This window comes from Streptomyces pinistramenti (genome assembly GCF_020564935.1).
In the GTDB taxonomy this organism is placed as follows: Bacteria; Actinomycetota; Actinomycetes; order Streptomycetales; family Streptomycetaceae; genus Streptomyces; species Streptomyces pinistramenti.
Window position 1 is genome coordinate 18810 of record NZ_JAJCXB010000022.1, and the last position, 12995, is coordinate 31804.

11 protein-coding genes are annotated in these 12995 nt (G+C 71.5%); 8 read left to right on the forward strand and 3 right to left on the reverse strand.

What is annotated here, in order from left to right:
- Positions 1–79 precede the first annotated feature (79 nt).
- From LIU39_RS17220 to LIU39_RS17230, 3 genes are all read right to left on the reverse strand, one after another.
- The gene (locus LIU39_RS17220) at positions 80–856 is read right to left on the reverse strand and encodes a BPL-N domain-containing protein (RefSeq protein WP_227047612.1); all 777 of its coding nucleotides are present in this window, start codon (positions 854–856) and stop codon (positions 80–82) included.
- Positions 853–4884 (reverse strand): Pls/PosA family non-ribosomal peptide synthetase, encoded by a 4032-nt coding sequence (locus LIU39_RS17225; RefSeq protein WP_227047613.1) that lies wholly within the window; start codon positions 4882–4884, stop codon positions 853–855. The genes LIU39_RS17220 and LIU39_RS17225 overlap by 4 nt, the downstream gene beginning before the upstream one ends.
- 92 nt (positions 4885–4976) lie before the next feature.
- Positions 4977–5615, reverse strand: a complete 639-nt coding sequence (locus LIU39_RS17230) for a fasciclin domain-containing protein (RefSeq protein ID WP_227047614.1) — start codon at positions 5613–5615, stop codon at positions 4977–4979.
- A gap of 695 nt (positions 5616–6310) precedes the next feature.
- Between LIU39_RS17230 and LIU39_RS17235 the strand changes: the two genes are divergently transcribed.
- From LIU39_RS17235 to LIU39_RS17270, 8 genes are all read left to right on the forward strand, one after another.
- Entirely contained in the window at positions 6311–6811 is a 501-nt protein-coding gene (locus LIU39_RS17235) for a methylated-DNA--[protein]-cysteine S-methyltransferase (RefSeq protein ID WP_227047615.1), read from the forward strand.
- Positions 6812–6859: 48 nt separating this feature from the next.
- Positions 6860–7354, forward strand: coding sequence for an RNA polymerase sigma factor (locus tag LIU39_RS17240; RefSeq protein WP_227047616.1), 495 nt, complete (start codon positions 6860–6862; stop codon positions 7352–7354).
- On the forward strand, positions 7351–7968 hold the full coding sequence (locus LIU39_RS17245; RefSeq protein ID WP_227047617.1) for a methylated-DNA--[protein]-cysteine S-methyltransferase: 618 nt from the start codon (positions 7351–7353) through the stop codon (positions 7966–7968). The genes LIU39_RS17240 and LIU39_RS17245 overlap by 4 nt, the downstream gene beginning before the upstream one ends.
- On the forward strand, positions 7965–8726 hold the full coding sequence (locus tag LIU39_RS17250) for a 2OG-Fe(II) oxygenase (protein ID WP_227047618.1): 762 nt from the start codon (positions 7965–7967) through the stop codon (positions 8724–8726). The genes LIU39_RS17245 and LIU39_RS17250 overlap by 4 nt, the downstream gene beginning before the upstream one ends.
- Before the next feature lie 393 nt (positions 8727–9119).
- Positions 9120–9674, forward strand: coding sequence for a hypothetical protein (locus LIU39_RS17255; protein ID WP_227047619.1), 555 nt, complete (start codon positions 9120–9122; stop codon positions 9672–9674).
- Positions 9675–10093: 419 nt separating this feature from the next.
- On the forward strand, positions 10094–11161 hold the full coding sequence (locus tag LIU39_RS17260) for an NAD(P)/FAD-dependent oxidoreductase (protein WP_227047620.1): 1068 nt from the start codon (positions 10094–10096) through the stop codon (positions 11159–11161).
- Positions 11162–11226: 65 nt separating this feature from the next.
- On the forward strand, positions 11227–11982 hold the full coding sequence (locus LIU39_RS17265; protein WP_227047621.1) for a class I SAM-dependent methyltransferase: 756 nt from the start codon (positions 11227–11229) through the stop codon (positions 11980–11982).
- 204 nt (positions 11983–12186) lie between these two features.
- Entirely contained in the window at positions 12187–12822 is a 636-nt protein-coding gene (locus tag LIU39_RS17270; protein ID WP_227047700.1) for a hypothetical protein, read from the forward strand.
- Positions 12823–12995: the final 173 nt, after the last annotated feature.

Below are 12995 nucleotides of genomic sequence, written 5' to 3' on the forward strand. Positions count from 1 at the left end.
ACAGATTCGCATTCCACCGTGCGGTCCGGCCTGAATTCTCTTTCCTGACAGCGAATTCCAGCCTTCCTGGTCCAGGCGACTACGACGACCCGGGGGAGCCGTCCGGTCCGGTCGCGGCCGTCGTTCCCTTCATCGCCTCGGCCACGAAATCGAGGGCCAGGTCGCGGGTGTCACGGACGGGGAGGCGGGCGTCGGTGAACCAGTCGTCGGTGGCTTCGGGGTGCGGGCCGACGACCGCGACGCGGCCCTTGCCGAACGGTGCGACGAGCGCGGCGACCGTGCCGTTCGGGTAAGTGGCCAGAACCGTCGCATCGGCGCCGTCGTCCAGCTCGAAAAGCGGTCCGTCCTGGAAGAACACGCTCCGCGTCCGCCCCCGCCACACGACGTCGACCAAGGTGTCGTCGTCGCCGCGTACGGTCGCGCCGCGCGAGGAGATGTACTGGTCGGTGTCGCCGGGCAGCAGTCCGAACCCCGGGGTGGCGCCGGCCAGATACCCGCCGAGGCAGAAGCCCAGGTAGCAGCCGCCGCCCTGGACGTAGTCACGGATGGCCTCGCGCTGTCTTCTGAGGTGCCGGTAGCCGTGCGCCAGGGTGCCGCCGCCCGGCTGGGCGTAAACCTGGGCACGGGCCAGCGCATCGGCTGTCAGGGGTACGGCTTCGCGGGGGCCGGTGTAGCGGACGTCCAGATCCCAGGGGCCGTCGGCCAGCAGTGCGGCCACGGCCTCCGCGCAGCCGGACGGCCGCGAGGCGGGGCCGCGGTAGACGAGCGCCAGCGGGCGTTCCCCCACGGGCGGCGCGGGGGCGCTCCGGCCGGTGAACGTGCGGCGCAACGTGGTGAGGATGCCGTGGTACGTCATGGGCTTCTCCCCGGGCTGTCAGGAGCGCGGGCGGGGGGCTGTTCGGCGACGCCTTCGGCCGGGATGCCCCGCCAGCTGGTGCCCGGGGCGAGGCGCTCGCCCTTCATGAGCAGCGACAGTGCGCCCAGACTGACGTTCTCGCCGACCACGCCGTCGTACAGCACGATCGCGCGGGTACCGACGCTGGCACCGTCCCGGACGGTGACCGTGTCCATCTTCATCACGCGGTCTTCGAACAGGTGTGTCTGCAAAGATACTCCCGGCCCGATGGCCACGTCATCGCCGAGCTCCACCAGGTCGAACTCGGTCAGGAACGTCGTGCCGATCCACGCGCCCCGGCCGACGCGGGTGCCGAACCCGCGGAGCACGGGAGGAAGGAAGGGCGTCCCGATCAGCAGTCGCACTCCCGCCGGAACCACCGCCGCCTCGAACAGGCCGGTGATGAACTCGGTGCGGCGCACGAACAGGCTCCACAACGGCTCGACCCGGGGCCGGTAGGTCCCGATGACCACCTGCTTGACCGCGGCGCAGTACACGACGACCGCGCACCCCGCCGCCATCACGAGGAACGGCGAGACCAGCGCCGCCCCCGGCAGATCCAGGGCACGGGCCACCCCGGCAAGCCCCAGCAGATACAGGTAGACGCTGCCGCTCAGCAGGGACGCGGGCATGGTGATGCGGAAGAACTCGATGGCCAGGCGCTGGAGCACGGCCCGACGGCTCGGGCGGAACGTCAGGCGTTCGGGGAACGATCCGCTGCTCTGGCGCACCGGCAGATCGATGGCGGGCGAGCCCAGCCAGGTGGTGCCCGCGGGCACACCGCTCCGCGGCGGCACCGTGCCCACGCCGACCAGGGAGCCAGGCCCGGTCCGCGTCCCGGCCGGTACGACGGCGGCGTTGCCGACGAAGGCACGCTCGCCCACTTCCGTCGTGCCGAACGCGACCTGGCCTCCCGCGAAGGTGGCCGCGCCGACGTGCGCCATGTCCGCGACGAAGCTGCCGTCGCGCAGGGTGAGCAGGTCAGGGTCGAGGTGCGCGGCGGTGGAGACCTCGGCCCCCCGCCCGATCCGCGCGCCGAGCAGCCGCAGCCACGGCACCGTGTAGAGGGTCGCGTAGAGCGAGTTGGTGAAGCCGAGGCTGAACTCCAGCAGCTTGTCCGACAGCCACTTGCGCAGACCGAGCGAGGACCACACCGGGTGCACGCCGGCCGGCGCCCGCGGCAGCGCCAGCCGCTTGCCGAGGGCCACCACCGCACAGACGGTGACGACGAACACCGGCCCGAACAGCACGGCCCCGACGACACCCCCGGCGAAGCCCCAGGCCAGGGCCGTCCACCAGAACAGCATCACACCAGGAACCGTCATGGTGAGCGCGGCGGCCTCCAGCAGCACCAGGCCGCCCAGCGCGGCCGTTCCCTGCCGCCACCCGACCGCGGCCGCAGGACGGCGCAGCATCGCCTCCACACCGGGCGCGAGCGCATCCGTCGTGGACGGCGGCGATCCGGTCCACCGTGCACCGGCAGGGACGGCCTCGCCCTGGCCGACGACGGACTGTTCGCCCAGCCCCGCCCCGGCCCCCATGCGCGCCCCCGGTTCGAGAACCGCGTTGGCCCCCACGTAGGCGCCGGGGCCGATCTCGATCGGGGCGACCGTCACCCAGCCGTCCGCCACCTGCCACGGGATCAGCGAGACGCCGTACCCCACCGACGTGCCAGCGCCGATCCGCACCAGCGCGGGCAGCGACACCACACCCGTGGCGATCGTCGTACGTGGCCCGACGCGCGCGCCGAGCAGCCGGAGATAGGGGCCCATCAGGGGGGAACCGCTCAGCACCTGGAGCGGAGCGAGGGCCAGCAGCAGGTTCGCCGCCCACAGCCGTAAGTACGTCCGGCCCCACAGCCGGTAGCGGCCCGGCCGGATCCCGGCCGACAACGGGCGGATCAGCACGGCGGGCAGCAGCCACCGCGTTCCGGCGTAGGCGATCATCGCGGCGGCCGTCAGCTGCGCCCACAGCTCGTCCGAGATGTGCCCGTCGTGTGTGCTGTACACGTAGACCACCGGGAGCGTGAGCAGGAGCGCCAGCAGGTAGATGAGCCCCGCCTGCGCCGTCCCGGCGGCCGCGAGGGTGCGCCTGCCGTGGCGGATGTGTTCCGGGCGGGGCGGCGCGGTCCGTCGCCCGGTCCGTGCCGAGCTGCCCAGCTGTGCCGCGAGGCCGCGCACGGTCGGGTGCGCGTACAGGTCGCGCAGCGCGGCACTCGTGCCGATGCCACGGTCGCGCAGCATCGTCACGACGCGGGCCGCCAGCAGCGAGTGGCCGCCGAGTTCGGTGAAGAAGTCCGCCTCCGCCGACAGCGCGTCCGGCTCGATGCCCAGCACCTCGGCCCAGGCGTCCCGCACCCGCCGCTCCAGATCATCCGCGACGTCCACCACCGGGCCCCCGCCCACCATCCGCCGGCCGGTCGGCGCGGGAAGCCGCCTGCGGTCCACCTTGCCGCTGGCCATCTCGGGAAGATGGGGGAGCAGGTCGACGAAGGACGGCACCATGTACCCGGGCAGCCGCCGTCGTAGATGCGCGTGCAGCCGCGTGACCAGGTCTTCGTCCGCATCCGTGCAGTCCTGCGCACGGACCACATAGGCGGCCAGCTCCCCCGGGCGGCCGTCGCCGCGCTCCGAAGCGGCCACCGGAGCGGTCACCGCCTCGGCCACACAGGGGTCCTCCAGCAGCACGCTGTCGATCTCGCCCAGATCGACCCGGTACCCCCGGATCTTCACCTCCGCATCGGCCCGCCCCAGGAACTCGATGTCCCCCTCGGCAGTCATCCGCCCCAGGTCCCCCGTCCGGTACAGCCGGCCGCCCCCCGGGGCCAGCGGGTGCTCGATGAACCGGTCGGCCGTCAGCTTCGGCTGCCCGACGTACCTGAGCGCCACACCGGCGCCCCCGATACAGATCTCCCCGACCGCGCCGTCCGGCACCGGCCGACGCTGCTCGTCCAGGAGCACCACGGTGTAGGTCGGGAGCGGCCTGCCGATGGTCACGGGCCGCCCCGGCACCAGCCTCGTCCAGGTGGCGGTGACGGTGGTCTCGGTCGGCCCGTAGGTGTTGAGCATCCGGCGCCCGGGGCGGCTCCACCGCTCGACGAGCTGCGCGGGGCAGGACTCACCGCCGACCACGAGGCTGCGGACGCGCGGCAGTTCCTGGGGGATCGTCTCCAGCAGCGTCGGCACGCAGTACAGCACCGTGATCGCGCTGCTTTCGAGGAATTCGCCGAGTTCGGCGCCGAGCCGGGCGGAGCCGTCCGGGCCTGCGACAAGCGTCGCGCCGACCGACCACGTCGGCCAGATCTCCTCGATGGAGAAGTCGAAGGAGATCGTCATCCCTTGGTAGACCCGGTCGTGGGGCTGCACGTCGTAGACCTTGGGGACCACGTCGAGGAAGCTGCAGATGCTCGACTGGGCGATCTCCACCCCCTTGGGTCTGCCGCTCGAACCCGAGGTGTACATGACGTAGGCCGCGGGATCGTCGCCGTCCGCGCCGCCCTGGCCGTACCGATGCCCCGGGTCGGCCGGGCTCGGGGGCAGCCGGGCCGTGGATTCCGCAGCCAGTGCGCGCCTGCTGGATTCCCACTCGATCACCCGGCATGCGAGAGAGCCGACGGCGGGGGCGAGTGCCGACGTGGTCAGCACCAGATCGGTGCCGGCGTCCCGCGCGATGTAGGCGATCCTGTCCCGCGGTGCCGCCGGATCGACGGGCACGAACGTCGCGCCGGTCTTCGCCACCCCGAGCAGGGACACGTACATCTCCACCGACCGCGGCACCAGTACCACCACGCGTGCCCCCGGGCCGATGCCGAAACCGTTCAGGTAGTGGGCCAACTGGTTGGCGCGCGTATCGAGTTCGCGGTAGGTCAGCATCTGCCCGTCGCACTCCAGCGCCACGGCCGACGGGATGCGGTCACACGTGGACTCGAAGACGAAGTGCAGCCGCCGGCCCGCTCCGTCCGTCGACGTCCCGCCCGGAACCACGCTCATCTCCCTTACCACCTGTCCCCTTCATCGCCCGATGACCGTGCGCCCGGCGGCCGGGCCGGCATACGGCGTTGGGCTACGGCCCCGCAACTCCCTTACGAGCCGGGCACGGTGAGCACGTCATCGATGACATAGACCTTGCCGTTGGCGGCGCCGATGTCACCACAGGTGACCCGCGCCGTGTCGTTGACCTTGAACGAGGAGCCGGAGCCCGAAGTGGTGAGCTCGGCGCCCGCCATGGTGAGGAAACTGCCGTGCGGCAGCCGGGCCCGGCCGATCTCCTTGCCGACCACATGGTTGGCCAGCACCTTCTTCAACTCGGCCTTGTCGCCCAGGAGCTTGGCCAGCCGCGCCTTGCCGAGCTTGGCGAAGGCCGTGTTGGCCGGCGCGAACAACGTCGCGTGGCGCGCGTTGCCGAGCGTGCCGGTCAGTCCGGCCTTCTTCACCGCGGCGAACAGCACCGAAAGATTCGGGTTGCGCGCCACCACCTTGGCGAGCGTCTCCTTGGCCATGCCTTCGACGCTGCCGGCACCGTTCCGCGGAAGCGACGAGCACCCAGGGCCGAACGGCACGGAGGCACCCGGCGACGGCGCCGCGGACACGCTCCGGCCGGCCGAAGTGCCCGGCGATGCCCAGGCGGCCGACGCCTCGGACACCGGCACGCCGAGCGCCACCGGAACGGTGAGTACGGTGGCAGCGGCCAGAGCGCTGGTGCAGGTACGCGTGTATGCCATGGAACGTCCTCTTCCTGACTCACTACACCCAGTCAAAGGGCCCCGCCCCCACTTTGCATCCCGAACCATCCGTGCTGTCCCCCGCAGCTCCCACCCGAAGCCCCTGACCTGCGAGATCGCACCACGCAAGACGCCGAAACCCCACCGGTGGACGGGACGGCACCCCGCCGCCGAGACGCCCGTTCGGCCCAGGGCTGCCCGGCAGGCCCCGGACGCCGGCACCGGTTCAGGAGAACAGCTTCGTCACCTCGTACAGGAAGGCCGTCCAGTCGGCCGTGGGCCGATTCCCTGGCTGATCGAGACTGAGCCGGAGCGTGCGGCTCATCGGGTACTGGGAGGGCAGGATCGCTCCGTTGCGCCGGGCCAGCGCTTTCGGGCCAGCGGGCCGACGGACTCCGCCAGTACGTTACGCTCGGCGGCCCGCCAGGTGGCGACCTCCACGGTGGCCGGCGACCGCCCCGCATCCTGGCCGGGCGGTATCGCCCGCAGTGCTCGGACGGCTCCCCGGCAGGCAGGATGTGCCAACAGCACGTTCCCCCTCTTGCCCTCCTCCCAATGCACCCCCCCCGCAGAATCTCCATCTCACGTTCGGGGCGGACGGGACGTCTACGAGATGAAGAGGCAGCAGAGAGCCGAGACGAAGAAGCAGCGGACCGCGGGATCGGGCCGTGTGGACCGGAGGACGTGAAGAGACGATGACGCGCACGCATATGGTGATCGATTCGCCGCTGGGAGAGCTGACGGCGGTCGCCGAGGACGGGGCGCTGGTGGGCCTGTATTTCGCGACGCACCGGCACCGCCCCGGGGCGGAGACGTTCGGCGAACGCGACGATGCGGGCTTCGACCCGATACGCGATCAGATCCGCGAGTACTTCGCCGGCGAGCGGGAGACCTTCGACCTGCCGCTGGCGCCGGCCGGGGACGCGTTCGACCGGCGCGTATGGAAACTGCTGACGCAGATCCCGTACGGACAGACGCGCTCGTACGGCGACCTCGCGCGGGAGTTGGGCGACGTGGCGCTGGCGCAGGCGGTGGGGGCGGCCAACGGCCGCAATCCGCTGTGCGTCATCGTGCCGTGCCACCGCGTGGTGGGCGCGGACGGGCGCCTGACCGGCTATGCGGGCGGTCTGGACCGCAAACGGTTCCTGCTGGATCTGGAGGCACCACTGGCGGCGGAGGCGGGACGCCTTTTTTGAAGCCGGGTCTCACGTTCCGGGCCCGCCCGTCGTTTACGGAGTGTGACCTTGCAACCTTTCGAGCAGATCGTGCACGACTACGGGCCCATGGTGCTGCGCGTGTGCCGTGCGGTAGTGGGCCCGCAGGACGCGGAGGACGCCTGGTCGGAGACGTTTCTGTCGGCGATGACGGCGTACCCCGGCCTCGATCCGGACGCCCATGTCGAGGCATGGCTGGTGACGATCGCGCACCGCAAGGCGATCGACATCGCCAGGGCCAACGCCCGCCGCCCGGTGGCGGTGGACGACATTCCGGAACGTCCTGGGAACAGCGACCGGCCCGAATCGTGGGACGGAGACCTGTGGGCGGCGCTGAAGGCGCTGCCGAAGCGGCAGCTCCAAGCGGTGGCCTACCACTACCTGGCAGGGCTGCCGTACAAGGAGATCGCCGCGCTGACCGGCGGGAGTACCGACGCCGCGCGCAGGGCGGCGGCCGACGGCATCAAGACTCTGCGTACCACCTATCCGAGAGACGGCACAGAAGAGAAGGGAGCGGCCCGATGACCGCATCCGACCGGGAGACCGGGAACCCGTTCGCCGGGCTGCCCTGGCAGGACGAGCCGATGCTCGCCCGGCTGCACGAGCGCCTGGAGGCCCAGGCCCAGCAGGAGGGAATCCTGGATGTCGCCTACCGCACCATCGACACTCCGGTCGGCGCGCTGCTGCTGGCCGCCACCGACCAGGGCCTGATGAGGGTCGCCTACGAAGTGCAGGACCACGAGGCGGTGCTCCAGCAGTTGGCCGACAAGGTCAGCCCGCGCATACTCCAGGCCCCGACCCGACTGGAGAAGGCGGCCCGGCAGTTCGAGGAGTACTTCTCAGGGCGGCGCACCCGGTTCGAGCTGGAGCTGGACTGGCGGCTGTCCAAGGGCTTCCGCCGCGAAGTCCTCGTTCACCTGCCGGACATCGCCTACGGCCACACCGAGAGCTACGCCGAAGTCGCCAGCGCATCCGGCAGCCCGAAGGCGGTACGCGCGGTGGGCACGGCGTGCGCGACGAACCCGCTGCCGGTGGTGGTGCCCTGTCACCGCGTCGTGCGCTCGGACGGCACCGAGGGCGGATACGTCGGGGGACAAGGGGTCAAGCACACCCTGCTGACATTGGAGCGAGCGGCATGACCACCACCGCCACGAAGAACGCGAGCACCCGCAAGACGACCGTGGCACGACGGGACGGCTTCGCGAAGAAGGTGGCCGAGGCCGACTGGGAGGCGGTCACCGCGGAGGTGAACGACTACGGCTGCGCGCTGCTGCCCCAGTTGCTCACCCCCGCCCAGTGCGCCCAACTGGCCGCGCTGTACGAAGAACCGGAACGATTCCGGACCACGGTGAACATGCGGCGCCACCGGTTCGGGGCGGGCGAGTACCGCTACTTCGACACCCCCTTCCCCGAGCCGGTCCAGCGGCTGCGCGAGGAGCTGTATCCCCGGCTGACGCCGATCGCCCGCGACTGGTACCGCAAACTCGGCCGGGAGGCGGAATGGCCCGACGACCTGCAGGAGTGGCTGGAGATATGCCACCGGGCGGGTCAGGCCAGGACGTCGCCGATCCTGCTGCGCTATGAGACGGGTGACTGGAACGCCCTGCACCGCGACGTGTTCGGCGAGAAGGTCTTCCCCCTCCAGGTCGTGATCAACCTGAACGCGCCGGGCGAGGACCATACGGGCGGGGAGTTCCTGCTGGTCGAGCAGCGTCCCAGGGCGCAGTCGAGGGGCACGGCCACGCTGATCCCGCAGGGGCACGGGCTGGTGTTCACCACCCGCGACCGCCCGGTCCGCTCCCAGCGGGGCTGGTCGGCCTCCCCGGTGCGGCACGGCGTCTCGGCGGTCCGCTCGGGCCGGCGCCACACCCTGGGTCTGGTGTTCCACGACGCCTGATCGTCCTCGGACACGAAGACGCCGGGTGCCCTGGGTGAGGCCGTGTGCCCTGGGTGAGGCCGTGTGCCGCGGGTGAGCACGGAACAGGAGCCTGCCACGCCTGCGCCGGGCCCTACACGCTGCTGGGAGCCGACCGCCGGCCGTACGCCGGCAGCTCCCCGGGGCGGTGCGGCGGCCACCGCGCACACCGTATCTACGGCCGTCTCGACTGCCCGGCCGCACTGCGGGCCCTTGCCCGGGGCGGCTACGCCACTCAGCGGGTCTTCTTCGCCGGCGAGGACACCGCCCTCGCCGCCGGCTACCGGCCCTGTGGGCCTGTCCGACCGCCAAGTACCGGGTGTGGAAAGCGGGCAGCGACCCGCGCACCGTGCCCGACGAAGGGAGTGACAAGGAATGAGGGAGGGACAGGCGCCGCCGGACGGCTGGTCGCCGAAGACCGCCAGGCCGGTGGCCACACCACCCGCACTGCCGCTGACCGGGCCGGAAACCGACGCGGTGATCCACCTGCTGGAGGCGATGGACCCCCGCCCGGTGACCCTGGTGACCGGCTCGTCGAGGGATGCCCCCGCGCGACGGGCTGCCGCACTGCTGGCCGGTAGATGGCAGGAGCGCGGGGGCGAGGTGATCGACGCGGTCGACTGGCCCGAGGACGCCGCGTCCTGGCTGCGGCAGGCCCGTCGCTTCACTCGCGCCGCCCCCGACGCCTGGCTGGTCACCGGAAGGCTCACCGGCTGGGTGCAGATGGGCCGCCGCCTGACCGTGTCCACCACCTGGAATCCGGCCCGCACCGTGGCGACTTCCGGCCTCGCTCACGACGACCTGATATCTGGCGGAGGCATCGGCACCTTCGACGGCCTGCGCGGCGCCCACCGCGACGGCGGCACATGGGAGATCATCCGCACCCTCCGCGTCGACCACCCCGCTCCCGCGGTACGGGCGAAGCCGTGATGTGCCCCGACAGTGGTCGCCGGAGTGCGGTCGGCGGGGGCGGTTGCGGGCGGACGGTCAGCTGAGCGGCCTCCGTGCCGGAGGGCGCCCGCTGCCACCACCTCGACAACCTCACCCGAAGTGACCGGACTTGGGGGAAAGACGGGCTGCCTCCGCCCTCGCCCCGCCGTACCGTTCACTGTCCCGCCTGATTGCTGACCACGGAGCCTGCACCACGACACTCGTGAGCGGGTGACCCGCCCGCCCTCACGCGCCCGCGCCCTCGCTGACGACACCGCCCGTCGCCCGCACCGCCTCTTGACACCCCAACGCCCCCGCATCTCTCTCACCTCCCGACGCCGTTTTGCTGTGATGGCAATGAAGCTTGCCGGGGTGTGACGGGTGCGCGCATGGTCTGCATCGGAACGGAGGTCATACACATGAAGGAGCAGACGGTGCGGCATGTGAATGGTTCGTCGGTCGATGGTGACCAGCGCTATGACGTCGTGGTGATCGGGGGTGGTGCCGCGGGCCTGAGCGGGGCGTTGACGCTGGGGCGGGCGAGGCGTTCGGTGGTCGTCATCGACAGTGGACAGCCGCGCAACGAGGCGGCGACGGGAGTGCACGCCTACCTCGGCAGGGAGGGCGATGCGCCCGGTGCGTTGCTGGCCGACGGGCGGGACGAGGTGCGTGCGTATGGCGGTCAGGTCAGGCAGGGCACCGTTGTGTCCGTGGCGCGGGACGCTACGGGCTTCGCCGTGCGGCTCGTCGACGGCGAAGCCGTGCACGGCAAGCGGCTGCTGGTGGCGACGGGGCTGGTCGATGAGCTGCCCGAGGTGCCCGGCCTGGCCGAGCTGTGGGGCGCGTGCGTCCTGCACTGTCCGTACTGCCATGGATGGGAAGCGCGTGACCAGGCGATCGGGGTTCTGGGAACCGGGCCGTTGGCGGTGCACCAGGCGCTGTTGTGGCGGCAGTGGAGCGAGCGAATCACGCTGTTCCTGCACACCGGCCCCGAGCCGAGCGATGAGGAGTACGAGCAGCTCGCCGCCCGCGGCATCGCGGTGGTGGACGGCGAAGTGAGCGCGCTGGAAAAGGTCGACGGACGGCTGACCGGGGTGCGGCTCGCGGGCGGCACGGTCATCCCCTGCCAGGCGCTGTGTGTGGCCCCGCGGTTCACCGCCCGCGCCGGTTTCCTGGCCGCACTCGGTCTGGAGCCGGCCGAACTGGAGCGCGGCGGGACGGTGATCGGCAGCCACATACCCGGTGACGCCACGGGGCGGACGGCCGTGCCGGGGGTGTGGGTGGCAGGCAATGCGACCGACCCGATCGAGCAGGTCATCGGCTCCGCCGCCGCGGGGGCCCGCGCTGCCGGAGCTATCAACGCGGACCTGATCGATGAGGAAACCCGCGTCGCTGTCGCCGTCCGCCGTGCCGGCGGTGTCTTCTCCCCGGAAATGGAACGCGAAGTGTGTGAGCGCGTCCTCGGCGACCGCCGGCACGGACTGTGACACCCGCCTTCGTCACCACTGCAACCACTGCCATCAACCACTGCCATCACGAAAGGCACCTAACGATGACCAGCACCCCACCTGGATCCCCAAGCGACCCGTACGGCACGGCACTTGGCAGCACTCCTGACAGCACTCCTCACGCCGTTCCTGACACCGCCTCCGATACGGTGCTCGTCGCCGCCTCGGGCGCTGAGCCGGCCTCGACTGAGGAGATCTGGGACGCCCGCTACCGTGCCGGGGACAAGATCTTCAGCGGTGACCCCAACACCGCCCTGGTCCGTGAGACCGCAGGGCTGCGCCCCGGCACGGCGTTGGACCTGGGGTGCGGTGAAGGCGCGGACGCCGTCTGGCTCGCTTCGCGGGGCTGGCGTGTCACCGCCACCGACGTATCACCGACCGCCCTGCGGCGCGCCGCCCGGCAGGCGACGGCGGCAGGTGTGGGCGACCGGATCGACTGGCAGCACCACGATCTGGACGCGTCGTTCCCCGAGGGGGAGTTCGACCTGGTCTCCGCCCACTTCCTGTACCCGCCGCTTGCCGCGGCCAGAGAGCGGATACTGCGCACGTCTTCCCGAGCCGTCGCGCCCGGCGGGCTGCTCCTCATCGTCAGCCACGCGGGCCCCCCCTTCTGGGACCACGACCTCGCCCCGGAAGTGCACTTCCCCACCCCTGAGGAGATCCTGACCGCGCTCGATCTTCCGGCCGTGCAGTGGGAGGTACAGGTCAGCGAGACCTATCACCGTCCCGCGACCAGCCCCGGCGGGGAGTCCGGAACCCGCGCGGACAGCACCCTCAAACTCCGTCGGAGCCCGGTGTGATCCGCGGGAAGTGAGGGCTCACGACCTGGGGAGTTACGGGCGCGGGCGGAGCCTTGGAGGTGGCGGTGTCCCGGGGGATGACGCACTGGGGGAGTGGTGGAGCCCTGGCGGTGATGGCTGCCGTCGGTCCCACCGACCCCCAGTGGCGTTCGGCAGTGATGAGGGACGAGAGGTGAGGGATGAGGGGTGAGCAGGTTCGTGGATATGCGCGGTGTGCGGGTGGTGTTGGTCGGGGGGACGTCGAATGCCGGGAAGTCGACCGTTGCCCGGGTGGTGGCGGGGAGGCTGGGGTTTGCGTACCTGTCCACCGACGGGCTGGCGCGGCACCCGGGGCGGCCCTGGCGGACGCCGGAGCGGGAGGTGCCTGCGCATGTCGCCGAGCACTACAGCTCGCTCACGGTGGATGAGCTGATGGCCTCTGTTCTGGACCATTACGGGCGGCTGTGGCCGCGCATCGAGGAGTTGATCACTGATCGTGCGGTCGGGACGGGCTCGGGGGAGGGCCTGGTGCTGGAGGGGTCGGCTCTGTGGCCCGTCAATGTCGCGGGGTTGACGGTTCCGCACACGGGCGCCGTGTGGCTGACCGCAGACGAGGTGCTTCTCCGGGCCCGGATGCGGGACGCCGGCCGCTACGGGGAAGCGACGGGCGAGGAACGGCACTTGATGGATCGGTTTCTGGCCCGCACCGTGCGCTACCAGGCGCTCATGGTGGATGCCGTCGACAGGCTGGGCCTGGACCGTATCGATGCGGGCGGCCATCGGTCCGTGGAGGAGTTGGCCGACGTGGTGCTTGCGACGGTCGGTGCGCAGCGAGCGGTCGGGCGGTCGTCTGCCGGGTGAAGACCCGGCCGTCCCCCCATCCGCACCCTCCGCCCGCGCGGCCCGAACGCCCCGCTCGTCGCCCGCGCGGCTGTCGACGACGGCCTGACCTGGACCGACACGGTCCTCCACGATGACCTCTTCCCGGCATCCCTCACGGGCGGCCCGGCAGGATCCGACGGCGGGCGTTCCCG